Source organism: Streptomyces sp. enrichment culture, from assembly GCF_964272895.1.
GTDB lineage: Bacteria > Actinomycetota > Actinomycetes > Streptomycetales > Streptomycetaceae > Streptomyces.
In genome coordinates, this window is the sequence record NZ_OZ186832.1 from 5,737,976 (window position 1) to 5,754,128 (window position 16,153).

Annotated in this window: 10 protein-coding genes; 7 read left to right on the plus strand and 3 right to left on the minus strand. The window is 74.9% G+C overall.

Going from position 1 to position 16,153, the window contains the following annotated elements:
* Window positions 1-107 precede the first annotated feature (107 nt).
* From ACSU6M_RS25900 to fxsT, 3 genes are read left to right on the plus strand one after another with little or no spacing between them, the layout of a single operon-like run.
* On the plus strand, window positions 108-1,643 hold the full coding sequence (locus ACSU6M_RS25900) for an effector-associated domain 2-containing protein (RefSeq protein ID WP_437072701.1): 1,536 nt from the start codon (window positions 108-110) through the stop codon (window positions 1,641-1,643).
* Window positions 1,640-2,731, plus strand: a complete 1,092-nt coding sequence (locus tag ACSU6M_RS25905) for a MoxR family ATPase (RefSeq protein ID WP_437072703.1) — start codon at window positions 1,640-1,642, stop codon at window positions 2,729-2,731. Before ACSU6M_RS25900 ends, ACSU6M_RS25905 begins: the two co-directional genes overlap by 4 nt.
* Entirely contained in the window at window positions 2,732-7,264 is a 4,533-nt protein-coding gene (fxsT, locus tag ACSU6M_RS25910) for an FxSxx-COOH system tetratricopeptide repeat protein (RefSeq protein WP_437072705.1), read from the plus strand. It begins immediately after the preceding gene.
* A gap of 793 nt (window positions 7,265-8,057) precedes the next feature.
* On the opposite strand, the gene ACSU6M_RS25915 is transcribed toward fxsT, so the two are convergent.
* Window positions 8,058-9,383, minus strand: coding sequence for a cation:proton antiporter (locus ACSU6M_RS25915; RefSeq protein WP_437072706.1), 1,326 nt, complete (start codon window positions 9,381-9,383; stop codon window positions 8,058-8,060).
* 152 nt (window positions 9,384-9,535) lie between these two features.
* Here ACSU6M_RS25915 and ACSU6M_RS25920 point away from each other — a divergent pair, with 152 nt between their 5' ends.
* From ACSU6M_RS25920 to ACSU6M_RS25935, 4 genes are all read left to right on the plus strand, one after another.
* A complete protein-coding gene (locus tag ACSU6M_RS25920) occupies window positions 9,536-10,711 on the plus strand; it encodes a hypothetical protein (protein ID WP_437072708.1) in 1,176 nt (391 codons plus the stop codon).
* Window positions 10,708-11,844 carry an effector-associated domain 2-containing protein gene (locus ACSU6M_RS25925; protein ID WP_437072709.1) on the plus strand — a complete coding sequence of 379 codons (1,137 nt, stop codon included), beginning with the start codon at window positions 10,708-10,710 and terminating at the stop codon, window positions 11,842-11,844. Before ACSU6M_RS25920 ends, ACSU6M_RS25925 begins: the two co-directional genes overlap by 4 nt.
* A gap of 102 nt (window positions 11,845-11,946) precedes the next feature.
* A complete protein-coding gene (locus ACSU6M_RS25930) occupies window positions 11,947-12,183 on the plus strand; it encodes a hypothetical protein (protein ID WP_437072710.1) in 237 nt (78 codons plus the stop codon).
* Between the two features lie 93 nt (window positions 12,184-12,276).
* The gene (locus ACSU6M_RS25935) at window positions 12,277-14,034 is read left to right on the plus strand and encodes an HEXXH motif domain-containing protein (RefSeq protein WP_437072712.1); all 1,758 of its coding nucleotides are present in this window, start codon (window positions 12,277-12,279) and stop codon (window positions 14,032-14,034) included.
* Here the strand turns inward: ACSU6M_RS25935 and ACSU6M_RS25940 are convergent.
* Both ACSU6M_RS25940 and ACSU6M_RS25945 read right to left on the minus strand, forming a co-directional pair.
* A complete protein-coding gene (locus ACSU6M_RS25940) occupies window positions 13,983-14,867 on the minus strand; it encodes a hypothetical protein (protein WP_437072714.1) in 885 nt (294 codons plus the stop codon). The two genes, ACSU6M_RS25935 and ACSU6M_RS25940, sit on opposite strands and share 52 nt — an antisense overlap.
* Window positions 14,864-16,033 carry an SPFH domain-containing protein gene (locus ACSU6M_RS25945; RefSeq protein ID WP_437072715.1) on the minus strand — a complete coding sequence of 390 codons (1,170 nt, stop codon included), beginning with the start codon at window positions 16,031-16,033 and terminating at the stop codon, window positions 14,864-14,866. The genes ACSU6M_RS25940 and ACSU6M_RS25945 overlap by 4 nt, the downstream gene beginning before the upstream one ends.
* Between the last annotated feature and the right edge of the window lie 120 nt (window positions 16,034-16,153).

The following is a 16,153-nucleotide window of genomic DNA, read 5'->3' on the forward strand; positions in this document are numbered from 1 at the left end:
ATGACGTTCCCGTTCGTCCCTGGTTAACCGCTGGTTGCCGTGCTAACTTCGCTGGTCGGTCAGGCAGGCGTACCGACTCAGGGGGAAAGTCGGTGGAGACAGGTGCGGTGTTAGGCGAGCCCGAGGGCGGCATCGGGCAGAGCAGGGGCCTTGAGCTGCTGTTACAGCTGACCGACGCACTGTCCCTGCTGGGCTGCATGGAAGACGCCCCCGGCCGGGCGCAGTTCGCCGCGATGCTCGCGGACCAGTTGCAGCGGCCGGTCGACCTGCGCGGCGTCAGACTCCGCGAGGACGTGGCGGCCCTGGTGCGCGCCGCGCTGAACGTGGCGGGCGGCGAGCGCGTACTGGTCGGCGTGGTCCGCGTCCTCGAAGGCAGCGCCGCCGGTGACGAACTCGACCGTCTGCTCGAACCGTCGGTGGTTCCCGAGGCCGCCTCCGGCATCCCGCTGGGCCCGCTGTCCCCGGGCGAGGAGGCCGACGCCCGCGCCCTCCTCGCCGGAGGGGAACTGCCCGCCGCCCGGCTGCGGGACGACCTCGTCGAGGAGCTCAACGGCCTCGACCTGCCCGCCGGACTCTCCCCCGAACAGCTCTTCGCGCACGTCCTCGAATGGAACACCCAGCCCGACGGCCTGCCGCCCGCCGTCCTCCTCCTCGACCGCGCCGCCCGCCTCGCCGCCACCCGCACCCACCGTGCCGCACTCACCGACTGGGTCGACGACTGGGCGCAGCGCTCCGGCCTCACCCGCGAACTCAAGGAACGCCGCAGCGCGGCCGTCGAACCGGCGTCCGACCCCGACATCCCCCGCTGTCTGATCGTCGCCGTGGAACCCGCCCGCGACGGCACCGGCGAGGTCGTCGTACGCCCCTGGCTGAACACCACGCACGGCCACTGGGACCCCCTGCCGGGCGACCCGGTCACCACCACCCTGGACGGCCTCGGCCCGGCCGTCGAGAGCGCCCTGCGCCAGGGCGCCCGGCTGTGGTCGGTGCCGCGCGAGCCGGATCCGGGAGGCCGCCTGCAGCCCCCGCCGTACATCGAGTTCGTCCTTCCGTACGACCTCCTCAACCACGACGTGGCGGGGCTGACGTACCAGATCGGCGACGGCCGTCCGCTGCCGCTCGGACTGAAGTACGGGGTGCATCTGCGCAGCCTGGAACGCATGCGCACGGACGACGCCGTGGTACAGGAGCAATGGCGGGAGCGCTGGCTCGCGCTGCGGCGGCACGGGGTCACCGTGCACGGCTGGAGCGAGGGGGACGGCTGCAACCTCGACGCGTGGCAGGCCGCGCTCGCCGGGGAGAGAAGGAGTACGGCCGTGGTGCTCGACGCGCCGGACGACGTACCGGCGCTGGAGGCGCTCAAGGCCGCCATCGCGGAAGGGATAGGGCTTGCGATCTGGGACCGCAGGGGAGTGTTCGACGACGAACGCCGGGAGGTGGTGACCGCCGTGTTCGCGTCCGTGCAGACACCGGCCCAGATCCCGCTGGCCATCCACCGGCTGCGGCAGAACGCCGTGCTCCACGCCAAAGGTCCGGGGCGCTTCCTCGGCCGGCACATCGGTTTCCTCTGGGACGACCCCAACCGCGTCGTCGACCTTCACACCCTCGACCCGGATCTCGCAGGCCAGGAGGCATCGGCATGAGTGCTCAGGAGCAGACGGCCACCGACGGATGGCGGGTCTTCCACGCCACCGGCCGGGCACCGGACGCCCCGCCACCGCTGCCGGAGGCCCCGCCCTGGCGCCGGTTCAGCGGCGGCCCGGCCCAGCCCGCCCCGCCGGACGACCCCGCGGCCGCGCTGCGCCGCCTGGGCCCCGGCGACATCGCCCCGCAGCTCGGCGCCGACGACATCGACACCGTCAACGCCGCCCTGCTGCTGCGCCGGCCCCTGCTGATCACCGGCGCGCCGGGCGTCGGCAAGTCCACGCTCGCCTATGTCATCGCCCGGGAACTGGGCCTCGGGCGGGTCCTGGAGTGGAACATCGTCAGCAGGACCTCGCTGCGGGACGGCCTGTACGTCCATGACGCCATGGGCCGCGCCCAGGCCATCGCCGCCTGGCAGGCCGGCCTGCGCAACGGGGCGGTCACGGACCCCGATCCGGAGGGAGCCGAGGCGGACGTCAACCCGACGTCCTCCTTGAGTGAGCGTCAACTTCCGCCGGTTCTCGGGGACTTCATCACTCTGGGACCCCTCGGAACCGCTCTGCTGCCCTACGATCGTCCGCGGGTGCTCCTCGTCGACGAACTCGACAAGAGCGACATCGACCTGCCGAACGATCTGCTGCACGTCCTGGAGAACGGAAGTTATGAGATCCCGGAACTGGTGCGGGACGCCGCCGACGCCGCGCGCGTGCACACCAGTGACCCCGGCGGCCGTGCGGAGCTGCGCAACGGACGGGTCGAGTGCCGGGAGTTCCCGGTCGTGGTGATCACCAGCAACGGGGAGCGGGAATTTCCCGCGGCCTTCCGCCGGCGCTGTCTGCCGCTGGAGATGCGCACCCCCGGCAGGGAGCAGCTTCTGGCCATGGTCGAAGGGCACCTCGGCGTCCTGCCGCGGGGCGCCGAGAACCTGGTCGACCTGTTCGTCCAGCGGGTCCAGGCCGGCGGCACCCACTCCCTGGACCAGTTGCTCAACGCCGTCCAGTTGACCACCGCGGGTGGTTTCCAGGGTGACGGCGACGGACGTAAACTGGTGGAAATGCTCCTCCGCGACCTCGCGAAGGGCCGCTGAATGACTCCCAGGGAGCACGCATCCGGGCTCGGCGACAGGGACCCCGTTCCGGGGCCGTCGCCCGCTTCGGCGATCCCGGATGCCGGTGGGCACGCGCGTGAGCACGGAGCGACGCTGCCCGGCGCCCTGGAGCACCACCCCCACCCGGCCGACGCCGAGGAGGGGTTCGCCCCGCACTGGCAGGAGCTCGCCGACGCCGTCTGGCTCGCCGCCCACTGGGACCGCCACGGCGGCCCGGCCACCGCCCGGCCGGCACCGGACACCGGCGGCCCCCGCACCGCCCGGCCGAACGACCGTCAGGATCCGCCCGCCGAGCGCCCCGAGCCCGCCGCCGCGCCCGACCCGTCCGCCGACACCGGCAGCCGGCCCACGCCGCTCCCGCCGCCCGTGCCCCCCGGCCCGGCCGAGCCCGCCGACCCGGCCGCGCCCGCCGGCCGTCCCGTGCCCGCGGGCCGCCTCGCCCGCCCCGGCGAACGTTCCGTCCCCGCCCGGCTGTTACCCGACCCCGAGGGCCCCTTCGACGTACGCGTCGGACAGCCGCTGCTGCCCGCCGAGGAGCGCCCGGGACCCGGACCCGGCCGCGCCACCGCGCTGCTCGCCCGCGCCCTGCACCAGCTGGCCCGGCGCATCCCCTCACGGGACACCCTGGAGCTGGACGAGGAGGCCACCGCCGAGCAGGGCGTGGTGGACGGCATGTGGATGCCGTTCCTGCGTCCGGCCCGCACCTCGGCCTTCGACCTCGTCCTGCTCGCCGACGCGGCCCCCACCATGCGGATCTGGGAGGAGACCGTCGCCCGGCTCGCCGAGGCCGCCGAGCACAGCGGTGCCTTCCGGTCGGTGCGCACGGTCCAGGTGCAGGTGCCGCGCACCGGCACCGCCACCCTGCGCTGGCCCACCGGACGCACCGCCGGCGACCCCGGCGAACTGCTCGACGGACGCGGCGGCCGGGTCTTCCTCGTCGTCACCGACGGGCTCGCCCACGGCTGGGCCGCCGCCGCGGCCGACGACCTGCTCGGTCGGCTCGCCCACGCAGGCCCCACCGCGCTCGTCCATCTGCTGCCGCCGCACCTGCGCCACCGCTCGTCGCTCTACCCCTACCCGGCGGTCCTGGAGGCCGGCGGCTTCGGCGCCCCCAACCACAGCCTCGGCCACTGGGCGCCGCCCGGCGGCCCCGACCCGCTGCGGCCGCTGCCCGAGGCCGGCGACGGCTCCCCGCCCGTGCCCGTGCTGTCCCTCAAGGCGGGCTCCCTCGCCGCCTGGGCCGACCTGGTCACCGGCGAACGCGGAGTGCGCCGCGCACTGCCCGTCGTGCTGGCCGGCACCCTCACCAAGGGCGCCCCGGCGCCCGGACTGCGCGCCCCGCGCTTCGCCCGCGCCGCCCCCGCCGCCGTCCGCCGCTTCTTCACCCTCGCCACCCCGGCGGCCCGCCGCCTGGCCACCCAACTGGCCGCGGTGCCCTTCGAGTTCGACCTCGTCGAGCAGCTGCGGCGGCGCACCATGCCGGAGACCGGCCCCGGCCATGTCGCCGAGATCCTGATGGGCGGGCTGATCGACTGGAACAGCGGCGGCGAGGGCCGGCCGGAGTTCGCCGACGGGGTCCGCGAGGCGCTGCTCGCCACCACCACCCGCAGCCAACTCGCCCGCACCGTCGCCCTGGTGGGCGAGCTGCCCGCCGCGGGGGAGCGGGGCGTGCGGCTGCGGGCCGCGCTGCGCGACCCGGTCGGCACCACCCTGCCCGACCCCGCCGAGCGCGGCTGGGTGCGCAGCGAGCTGGCCGTGATGCGGGCCCTGTCCGGACCGTACTCCGAACGAGCCAAACGCCTCGAACCGAACCTCTCCCCCCGCACCGCGGGTGCGGCCGAGCGGGTGAACCACGCGGGCGACGAGGGATCTTCCGGCGACGCAGAAGGCAGTGTTCCAGCGTCGAGCGTCCCCGACGAGCCTGGAGTACCCGTGCCTCTGCTGACCGATGCCAACCGACCCGAAGCCCCGGAGGCTGAGCAGCTCATGACGAGCACCACGACCACCGCATCGCCGGCCCTACTGGTGAACGTGCCCCTGCGGAACACCTCGTTCGTCGGCCGCCAGGCGCTGCTGAGGGCCGTGGAGGAGCAGCTGGCCGCCCAGGACACCACGGCCGTGCTGCCGAACGCGCTGCACGGGCTCGGCGGTGTGGGCAAGTCCCAGCTGGCACTGGAGTACGTCTACACCCACCAGCACGACTACAAGGTCATCTGCTGGATCCCGGCCGAGCGCGAGACCCTGATCCTGGCCGCCCTCGCCACCCTGGCCGGACAGCTCGGCGTCGCCCCGACCGGCCAGGACAGCGCGGGCGCCCCCGCCGCCAACACCGCCGTGCCCGCCGTCCTGGAGGCGCTGCGCACCGGAGTCCCGTACGACAACTGGCTGCTGGTCTTCGACAACGCCGAGGACATCGAGGCGGTACGGCAGTTCTTCCCGACCAACGGGCCCGGCAAGGTCATCGTCACCTCCCGCAACCGCGCCTGGGAGAGGGTGGCCACCTCGCTGCCGGTCAACGTCTTCGAGCGCGAGGAGTCCATCGAACTGCTCCAGAAGCGCTCGCCCGACCTGAGCACGGAGGATGCCGGCCGGCTCGCCGAGGCCCTGGGCGACCTGCCGCTGGCCGTCGAGCAGGCCGGCGCCTGGCGGGCCGTCACCGGGATGCAGGTCGACGAGTACCTGGACCTGCTCGCCCAGCGCAGTCCCGAGATCCTCGAACTCGACCCGTCGCCCGACTACCCGGTCTCCGTCGCCGCCGCCTGGGACATCTCCCTCGGCCGGATCCTGGAGAACAATCCGGGCGCCCGGCAACTGCTCGACATCTGCGCCAGCATGGCCCCCGAGCCCATCCCGCGGTCCGTGCTGCGCGGCAGCCGCGGGGTGAACATCACGCCCGAGGTGGACCCGCTGCTGCGCGAGTCGATCAAGCTCAACCGTGCCGTCCGTGACCTCAACCAGTTCTCGCTGGTCAAGGTGGACCCCCGGTCCGACACCCTCCAGATGCACCGCCTGCTGCAGACCGTGCTCCTGGCCAAGCTCGGCCCGGAGGAGCGGGAGCGGATGCGGGACGCCGCCCACCAGCTGCTGTCGGCCGCCAAGCCGGGCGCTCCGGGCTCCTCCCTGGAGTGGCGCGCCTACCAGGCGCTGCTGCCCCACGTCCTCACCTCGCAGGCGGCGACCAGCACCGACACCTATGTGCGCGACATGGTGTTCGACACGGTGTGGTTCCTGTACTACTGGGGCGACCACGAGGGCGCCGCGCGCCTGGCCCGGCAGGCGTGGAACGCCTGGATCGCCTCCTCCGGCGAGGAGAACATCCACGTCATCCGGATGGCGCAGTGCCTGGCGTTCCTGCTGCGCCAGATCGGCCAGGTCCCCGAGTCCATCCCGCTCACCGAGAAGGCGCTGGAGATCTCCCGCCGGATCGAGGTCGAGCCGGAGGAGATGATCGACGCCCTGTGCGAGATGGCCGACGCGTACGGCTACCAGGGCCGGGTCTACGAGGCCCGGGACCTGACCCAGGAGGCCAGAGACCTGGCGCGGTCCCTGTTCGGCCCGGACGACCCCATCACCCTGCGCGCCACCCACGCCTACGGCCGTGACCTGCGGCTGTGCGGGCAGTTCCGGGAGGCGCTGCCGCTGGACCAGGAGAACGCGCGCCAGCGTGACCTGCTGTTCGGCCCGGCCAGCTTCTTCACCCTGAACACCCTCAACGCCCTGTCCATCGACATGCGGGAGTCCGGCGACTACCCCGGCGCCCGCGACTTCCAGGAGGACGCCTACCGCCGGGCGCGCAGCACCCTGGGCGAGGAACACCCGCTGACCCTGCGCATCGCCCGCAACCTCGCGGTGTGCCGGCGGCGCGACGGGGCGCTGGCCGAGGCGGCCAAGCTCACCGAGGAGACGCTGCGGAAGTTCATCAACCGCTACGGGCCCGACCACTTCGACTCGCTGGCGACGGCGACCAACCTGTCCGTCGACCACCGGCTGGCCGGCGACCACGAGGCATCCCGTGAGCTGGCCGAGGTGACCGTGCGGCGCTTCGAGCAGCGTCTCGGCGAGAACCACGTCTACACCCTGCTGACCAAGGCGAACCTGGCCGCCACCATGCGGGCCCTCAGCGCTCTGGACAGCGCGCAGGAACTGGAGGACGACGCGGCGCGGCGGCTCGCCGACTCGGTGGGGGAGCGGCACGTGACCGCGCTCACCGTGGCCATCGGGCAGGCCAACACGGCGTACGCGCGACTGGACTTCGACCGGGCGCGCGAGATCGACGAGGCCAATGTGCCGCTGCTCGCCGAGGTCGCCGGACCGAAGCATCCGCTGACCCTCGCCTGCACCGCCAACCTCGCGCTCGACCTGCGAGGTCTGGGCCGGGGGGCCGAGGCGGACGAGCTCCAGCGCACGGCGGTGGAGGGCTTCACCGCCGTGGTGCGCGCCGACCACCCCTGGCTGCTGGCGGCCCGCCAACGGCGGCGCATCGAGTGCGACATGGCCCCGATGCCCCTGTAACGAACCAGCACCAGGGCGGGCCCCCACGGCACCCGCCCCGGCCACCACGCCCCCACGGCCCGCCCTGGGCCGACCCCCAGTGCAGGGGCCTTGCCCGGCAGCGGCCCCTGTTCCAGGGGCCGTCCCGGCCGGGTCCCTGCTCCACGCCCGTCATGGGCGGGCCGGCAGGCAGTTCATGGGTCTCGCCTGCGGGCAGCCCCGGCATCCCACGGCTCGTCCCGGCGGGGTCCGCAGTGCGGGGGTCTTGTCTGGGAGCGGTCCGTGTTCCGGGGCCGTCCCGGCAGGGTCCGTGCTCCACGCCGTCATGGGCGGGTCGGCAGTTCATGGGTTTCGCCTGCGGGCAGCCCCGGCATCGCACGGCCCGTCCCGGCGGGGTCCGCAGTGCGGGGGTCTGCCTGGGAGCGGACCGTGTTCCGGGGCCGTCCCGGCCGGGTCCCTGCTCCACGCCCGTCATGGGCGGGCCGGCAGGCAGTTCATGGGTCTCGCCTGCGGGCAGCCCCGGCATCCCACGGCCCGTTCCGGCGGGGTCCGCAGTACGGGGGTCTTGTCCGGGAGCGGGCTCGTGTTCCGCGGCCCGTCCCGGCCTCGCCACGCACCCACGGCCCGTCCTGGGCAGGCCCGCACCCCGTGGGCCATGCCCGCGGCCGGGCCCCTACCCCACGACCCCTCCCAGGTCGGGCCCCTCGCGAGCTGCCGGTCCCCAGTGCCCGGCCCCTCGCGAGCTGTCGGCCCCCACTGGACGTTCCCGGCCGGGCCCCGCTCCGCCGCTCGTCCCCGGTGGAGCCGGCCGGCGTCAGCCCACGTCGGCCGCGGGAGTCGCCGGGGCGCCGTCCTGGTCGGTGTGGGGTGGGCGGGGGCGGTCGGGGGGTGGGGGGAGGGCGTTGTCCGGGTGGCCGGTCAGGCGGTGGACGAGGAGGAGCAGCGGCTGGGTGAGGAGTGTGGTGGCCAGCGCCATGAACACCAGGACGGTGTAGAGCGGTCTGCTCAGCAGGCCGGCCTGGTAGCCCGCGTTCAGGGCGATCAGCTCGGTGAGCCCGCGGGTGCTCATCAGGATGCCGATGGTCCACGCGTCGCGGTGGCCCAGCCCGCTCAGCCGGGCCGCCGCCGTACCGCTGCCGATCTTCGTCGTGACCGCCAGCACCGTCACCACCGCCAGCACGGCCCAGCCGGCGCCGTCCAGGCTGCCCAGGGCGACGGCCTTGCCGGAGACGACGAAGAAGAACGGCACCAGCAGATGGCTGACGGTGTGCAGCGCGCGCAGCAGGTCGGGATCGAGCGTGCCGTCCTCCTCGCGCGGGGTCACCACCCCCGCGAGCAGCGCCCCGAAGATCACATGCAGCCCGAGGGCGTGGGTCACGACGGCCGAGCCGACGGCGAAGCTGGTCAGCAGCGCCAGCCGCAGTGAGGGCTCCATACGGGTGCGCCACAGCAGCCGCCGCAGCACGGGCCGGGCCCCGAGCAGCATCAGGGTGATGAAACCCGCGCTCAGCAGCGCCCGCCACCACCAGTTCAGCTCCTGCTCGCCGTTGTCGCTGCCCAGCAGCGCCCCGGCCAGCACGGTCCACCCCAGCACATCGAGCAGCCCGGCCGCGGAGACGGCCACCACCCCGGAGACCGTGCGGGACATGTCGTTCTCCCGCACTATGGCCGTCAGCACCGGCACCGCGGTGATCGACAGGGCGACCCCGGCGAACACCACCTGCGCGACGCTCAGCTCCGGCATGCCCAGGCCCCGCAGCTGATCCTGGAACAGCAGCGCACAGCCGCTGCCCACGGCCATCGGCACCACGAACGAGGCCGCCGCCACGGCCACCGCCGAGCGCGCCCGGTCGCCCAGGACCTTCAGATCCAGCTCGTAGCCCACGGCGAACAGGAACACGACGAGCGCCAGCTGCGCGAACCCGGTCAGCGCCGTGTCGATCTCGGTGGGGAACAGGACGTCGTGCCCGCCCGGCCACACACTGCCCAGCAGCGACGGCCCGAGGGCGATGCCCGCGGTCAACTGGCCCACGATGTACGGCTGCTTCAGCCGCTGCGCCGCCCAGCCCGCCGCATGCGCGATCACCAGGATCAGGGCTGTGGCCAGCAGGATGTGCATGACCGTCTCATCAGGGCTCACGACGACTCCCTGTTCTTCCCGGTACGGAGGCCGGCCCTCCGGCCCGTGACAGGTCTCGCAAGTTTGCTCGATCCCAACTTGCTTATGATACTGGTAAGTTGACTTTGCGACGGCAGTCGTACAGGAGGCTTCACAGGGGTCACGGGGGGCACATGACGACGGTCGTCTTCCTTCATGGCACAGGTGTTCGCGAACCCGGCTGCTCCGCGCTGGCCGGGCGTGTCGCGGCGGGACTGACCGCGCTGCGCGGGGGACTTCGCATCGTGCCCTACTCCTGGGGAGACACGCACGGCGCCACGCTCGCCGCCGGCGGCGGCAGCCTGCCCCCGCTCGCGGGCACCGCCCGTGGCCTCGCCGAGACCCCGCCCGCACCGGAGACCGGCGACGACACGACGTCGGCCTGGGCCGCACTCTACGCCGACCCGTACGCCGAACTCGCCCTCGCCGCCGCCGCGGGCGAGCCCCAGGGGGAGCGCCCACCCGGCTACGCGCCCCCCGAACAGCCCCTCCAGGCACGCCTGGCCGCCCTCGCCGCCGAGGGCGACGCGCCCGCCGCCGACCTGGGCCCCGGACTGGCCCGTGCCGCGACCGAGCTGGCCGCCCATCCGCTGCTCGCCCCCGCCGCGCAGGCGCTGGATCCGGCCGAACTCGCGGCCCTCGCCGCCCGCAGCCTGGCCGCCCGCGTCATCGCCGGCGCCCTCGACGCGGACACCCCTCTCGCCCCGGTCGGCGACACCCGTGACGCGGTGGTCGACCGGCTCGCCGAGACACTGGGAGCACCGCCCCGGGGTACGGAACGCGGCATGCGCTCCCTGCTGCTGCGGTTCGCCGGGTCGGCCGCCTCCCGTGCCGTCGTACGCCGCCGGCGCGCCCTCACCGAGGCCGCGCACCCCGCCGCCGGGGACATCCTGCGCTACCTCACCCGCGGCGCCGCCCTCCGGGACGATCTGCGCGCCCTCCTCGCCGGGCTGGAGCCGCCCGTCGCGCTCATCGGGCACAGCCTGGGCGGCATCATCGCCCTGGACACCCTGATCTCCGCCCCGCTGCCCCAGGTCCGGCTGCTGGTGACGGCCGGCTCCCAGGGGCCGTTCCTGTACGAGTCGGGCTCCCTGCCCACCCTGGAGCACCCCGCCCCGCTGCCGCCCCACGTCCCCGACTGGCTGAATCTGTACGACCCGCGCGATCTGCTCGGCTACGTCGGCGCGGGCCTGTTCCCCGGACGCGTGACGGATGTCGCGGTCGACAGCCGCCAGCCGTTCCCGGCCGCGCACAGCGCCTACTGGACCAACCCGGCCGTGTACCGGCACATCGTGGACCGCCTGCCGTGACCGCCCAGGCCCCTTCGCGGCGACCCGTCGCACCGCAGCGCGTCCACGCCCTGATCGTCGGCGTCGAGTCCTACGACGCCGGCCCCGCCTGGGACCTGCCCGGCCCCGCCCGGGACGCCGTGCGCCTGTACCGGCTGCTGCGTGCCACGGGCGTACCCGAGGACCAACTCCGGCTGCACCTCGCCCCGTTGCCGCCGTACGTCCCGGAAGTGCCCTACGCCCCCGCCGACCACGCCACGCTGCGCCGCGCGCTGGTCCGCGAACTGCCGTCGGCGCAGGGCGACATCCTGTGGGTGTGGTGGGGCGGGCACGGCGTCCTCGACCGCTTCGGGCACCTCAGGCTGTTCTGCGCCGACGCGACCACCGCCGACAAGCTCGGCATCGACCTGGACTCCGCGCTCGACCGGTACGCCGGGGACGCGGTGCCCGGCTTCGCCGAGCAGCTGTGGGTCGTGGACGCCTGCGAGACCTTCGAGGAGGCTCTGGGCTTCGCCGAGCAGCTGCCGCCCGACGCGCTGCCCGTGGGCCGGCGCAATCTCGCCCACCGGCAGACGGTCCTGCGCGCGGCCGGCCGGGGCCGGGCCGCCGCCAACGACCCCGCGCGCGCCACCGGGCTCTTCTCGGACGTCGTCCTCGGCCTGCTCGCCGACCGGGCCGCCGCACTGCCCGCCCCGCCCGATCCGGAGGAGCTGTTTCCCGCCGTCCGGGCACGCATCGGGGCCCTCAGGGACGCGGGCCGTACTCTGCAGTATCCCGAGATCCGCCTGCTGAGCCCCGAGCGCAGTGAGACGCTGCCCGCCCCGGCACCGCGCCCGGCGCCCCGTCCGCTCGCGCCCCTGCAACGGGCGGTCGACGCGCTGATGGCCTATCCGCTGATGGCCGACCCCGCCGAACGACAGGCGGTGATCAGCGCGTTGAACCCGCGGGACACCGGGACGCTCGCCCGTCACACCAAGGCCCGCACGGACGCCACCAATCTGCTCACGCACCTCGGCAGGCGCCGCCCGCAGGCGCTGTGGGAGCTGTACGACGCCGTGGTGTCCGTCGACGACGACCCCGCGCGCAGGGACGAACTGGAGGCGGCGCTGCGGCAGTTCGAGGACATCTCGGAGTGCCCGCGTGATCGGGGATGATCGGGTGGCGTGATCGTACGGTTTTCGACCCGCGCCGGAATGGCCATGATGGAGAGGGACACGGGGAACCACGTGCCACCGTTTCGTGAAGGGGGGAGCACCTTGGACCAGCCGCCCGCTCGGCTGCACGCCGAAGCCGCCGTCCGTGAGCCGGCCGTGGCTGTCGGGACCGACTACTGGGAGGCGGATCTGGCCGATCTCACCGGGCTGCCCCTGGCCGCGGTGGACGAGCTCGCACCGCTGCGCCCGACGGCCCGTCTGCTGACCGAGGTCCTGCGCGCCCGCAGCAGCATGCGGGCCGGGAACGAGGGGGGTGGGGGCGGCGCGCGGGCCGAATAGCCGATCCGTCCGCACGGCAGCGCCCGCACGAGGTCTCCGCCCGCCCTGTGGGGGCCGCGTACGCCCTGTCCGTACGACCGGAGGTCCCCGTCCATGACGCGTGAGCCGCGCACCGCTCCCTTCCGCATGCCCGAACGCCTCTTCGCGGAGCTGGCCGAGGGCGGCGGCTCGGCGGAGGCCCTCGCCTTCCTGGAACGGGCCGAGCGGGCGCGCCGCCTGCTGCTCCTGCGCACGCTGCTGGACCGGCTCGACGGGCTGGCCACCCCGCTGACCCCGCCCGCCGACGCCTGGCGGGTCGTCAAGGACGCCGCGCGCCCGGCGCCCGGCCCGGTGGACCGGCTGCTGCTCGCCCCGGCGACCGGCGGCTGGCTCGCCCATCTGCTGCGCCGGGTGCACGGCACCGCCTCGGGACCGCCGCTGTGGGTGGAGGCGGGTCATCTGTGCGCCCTGGCGGTGACGGCGTCCCTGCACGCGGGCACCGAGGCGGAGCTGTGTGTCCCGCTCCTCGACGGCGCGCTCGCCCTGCCCGGCCTCGGGCAGGCCCGGCTCCCGCACGCGGCACCGGGCCGCACGGTCGGCGTGGCCACCACCCGCCGGGGTGTGCTGACCCTCACCGGTCCGGGGCGGCACGCCGGGACGGTGTCCCTGACCTGCCGCCCGGCCACGGCCCCGCTGCGCAGCCGCAGAACGGCCCCCGTCACGGTGCCCGGCCCCAACGGGCCGGCGGGCGCGGACCCGCACACCTGGTGTCCGCTGCGCACCCTCACCCACATCGGCGAGGGCGGGGTCACCGCCATCCCCCTCGACGACCTCGACCCGTATCGCGACCTCGACGACCCCGTCCCGCCCGCCCGGCTCGACCCGGACGAGGCGCAGGAGTGGCAGCGCCTGTTCGACGAGGCGGTCGGCATCCTCGCCGCTCCCGGCGGCGCCGGACCGGGCCGGGTGGACCCCGCGGCGATACGGGCGGTCGTGCCGTTCGGCCGTACCGGCGTCCTGCCGCCCGCGCCGCCCGCCGTCCCGCTGTCCGGTTCCAGCGGCGACTCCTACGGTGCGATGGTGATCGCCCGCCCGGGATCGGCGCTCGCCCTCGCCGAGACGCTCGTGCACGAGTTCCAGCACAGCAAGCTCGCCGCGCTGCTGCACCTGTTCCCGCTGCTCGACGACGACCGCGAGGAGCGCTACTACGCCCCCTGGCGCGCCGACCCCCGCCATCTGACCGGACTGCTGCACGGCGCCTACGCGTTCACCGGTGTCGCGGGTTTCTGGCGGGACCGGCTGGCCGCCGGGGGGCACGGCGAGGAGGCCGGGTACCACTTCGCGCTGCGGCGCCTGCAGAGCCGCCTCGTGGTGCGCTCCCTGCTGACCAGCGGCCGGCTGACCGCGCAGGGCCGGGCCCTGGTCGCGGGGCTCGCCCGCACCCTGGACGGCTGGCTGCGCGAACCGGTCCCCGGCGCCGCCCTGGCCCGCGCCCGCACGGCGGCCCTGCTGCACCGCACGGAGTGGCGGCTGCGCAACGTGGCCCCCGACTCCCCACGGGACGCGCCGCGGTTCCGCCCCGACCGGACCCTGTGGCCCGACCCGCGCACCCAGGCCCTCGCCGTCCCGCCCGCCGTCCCGCGCACGGCCGACGAGCACCTCGCCGCCGGCGACCCGGCCGCCGCGCTCGCCCGCTACGCCGAGGCGCTGGCCGACGACCCGGCCGACCCGCACACCCTGGCCGGCTGGATCGTCGCCCGCGCGGCCCTGGCACCGGGCCCGGCGGCCCGCCGTATGCTGGCCCGCCCGGAACGGGTGCCTCACCCCACCAGCCGCAGCCGCTGCGCGCACACCCCCACCGCCACCGACTGACCCCACGTCAGCTCCAGCGCGTCGGACTCCATCCCGTCCCCGAACGCGACCAGCCGCTCGCACTCGACGGTGATCCGCAGCCGCCGCCCGCCGGACAGCTCCCCCGCCACCAGCGAGGTCCCCGTGGCGGGCGAGGGCCACGCCTCCCGCACGAACCACAGCAGCCGCTCCTCCACGGGCGCGGGCAGCGGCAGCCGGTCGGCCCGCTCCTGCCACACCGACCGGATCCACCCGCTCGCCCCGGTCCCGGTCCCCACCAGCACCCCGGACGATGCCTGGGCCTCGACGGCACCCCCGTCGCCGTCCAGGCCCAGGCGGTAGCGGGCGGTCTGGTGACCGGCGGCCCCCAGGTAGATCTCGTTCAGGGCGACCAGGCGCTGGGTGTCGTCGGCGACGGCCTCGACCATGGTGAGCTCGTCGGCCGACGTGGCGGTGAGGAGAGCGGCGGTGTCCTCGGGGCGGTGGCGGACCAGGACGCCCGGGTTGCGGCCGGGGTCGGTGTCGATGCCGATCACCGGCTGCCCGGCCAGGTACTTGGCGGTGTTCGCCACCAGGCCGTCCTGGCCGACGACGACCACCACGTCCTCCGGCGCGAACAGGAAGCGGTCCAGATCGGCGCGCTCCACCCGCGCCTGACGCCAGGTCAGCGGAACGGCGGCGGTCACCCGGGCGAGGGCCCGGCGGGTACGCCGGTGCCGCTCGGCGACCTCCTCGATGTCCCGGCCGCGGGAGGCGAGGAAGAAGGCGGCCTGGCCGTGGGTGCCGTGCCGGGCCACCAACTCCTCGTACTCCGTGGTGCGGTGGACCAGCACGGCCCGTGGTGCGAGGCTCACGGGCGCTCCTGGACGCCCAGCCTGGCGAGCAGCCCGGTGAGCACGTCGGGGGAGACGGTCACGCTGTCGATGCGCGGCAGGTTCTCGGCGAGCCGGGTGCCGGTGAGGGCGTGCAGGGTGGCCACGTCCACCTCGGCGTGCACCCGCAGCCAGGCGGCCTGCGCCTGTGCACGGGCCTCACCGACCTCGCGGGCGCCCTCGGCCTCGGCCCGGGCGAGCCGCACCGAACGGATCGCCTCCGCCTCCGCGAGCTTCGTGGACCGCGCGGCCTCGGCCTCCGCGAGCCGGAGCGACCGTGCCGCCTCGGCCTCCGCCAGCTTCGTCGAGCGCGCGGCCTCCGCGTCCGCCAGTTTCAGCGAGCGCGCCGCCTCCGCCTCCGCCAGCGTGACCGTGCGCTCCGCCTCCGCGCGGGCCCGTACCGCGTCCGCGGCCGCGCTCTCCTCGGCCTCGCGGCGGGCGTTGGTGCCGCGCTGTTCGACCAACTGCTCCTCGCGCCGGGCGAGTTCGATCTGGCTGGCCAGTTCGTTCTCGGCGATGGCGCGCTCGCGTTCGACGGCCACGGCCCGGCGTTCGTAGGTGGCGCGGTCGGCCTCCTGCTGGATCTGCTCGCGGGCCGGGGTGCGCAGGGCGCGCTCGACCTCCGGTTCGGGGCGCAGGGCCATCACACGGACGGCGACGACCTCGATGCCGGTGGCCGGCAGCCGGGGCTCGGCGGCGAGGCCGGCCGCGACCCGTTCGCGCACCGCCGTCACCCCGTCGACGAGGGCCGCCGACAGCGGCGTACGGGCCAGGACGTCCAGCGCGTGCTGCTGGGCGGTCTCCGTCAGCAGCGTCCCGAGCTGCTCCAGGGGCGTGCCCCGCCAGGCGCCGGTGTCCGGGTCGACGGAGAAGTCCAGGCGGGCGGCGGCCAAGGCCGGGTCGGCGATCCGGAAGGTGACGGTGGCCTGCACGGACACGTCCTGGAAGTCGGAGGTGCGGGCGTGGAAGGTCATCGCCAGCTCGCGGTCGTCGACCGGGATCTCGGACAGGGCGGCGGTCAGCGGCCGGAACCAGAAGCTGAGGCCGGGACCGTCGTGCACCAGCCGGCCCGAGCGGTGGTGGCGGATGTGCGCGGTGGGCGTGCCCCGCAGATGGCGCATGCCGAAGCGCCGGGTGATGTCGGCCATGAGAGCCCCCTTTTCGTCGTATCGACGATAAAGGGGGATGCCGGTTGTCGTCAAGGCGACGAAAACAAGGAGGTGCGGAAACGGGCGAGAAGGGGGTGAAGCCGGTCGCCGATGGTCAGG

Coding starts and splice junctions, on each gene's coding strand:
- ACSU6M_RS25905 (WP_437072703.1), top strand. CDS start 1,640: ATGAGTGCTCAGGAGCAGACGGCCACCGACGGATGGCGGGTCTTCCAC.
- fxsT (WP_437072705.1), top strand. CDS start 2,732: ATGACTCCCAGGGAGCACGCATCCGGGCTCGGCGACAGGGACCCCGTT.
- ACSU6M_RS25920 (WP_437072708.1), top strand. CDS start 9,536: ATGACGACGGTCGTCTTCCTTCATGGCACAGGTGTTCGCGAACCCGGC.
- ACSU6M_RS25935 (WP_437072712.1), top strand. CDS start 12,277: ATGACGCGTGAGCCGCGCACCGCTCCCTTCCGCATGCCCGAACGCCTC.
- ACSU6M_RS25945 (WP_437072715.1), bottom strand. CDS start 16,033: ATGGCCGACATCACCCGGCGCTTCGGCATGCGCCATCTGCGGGGCACG.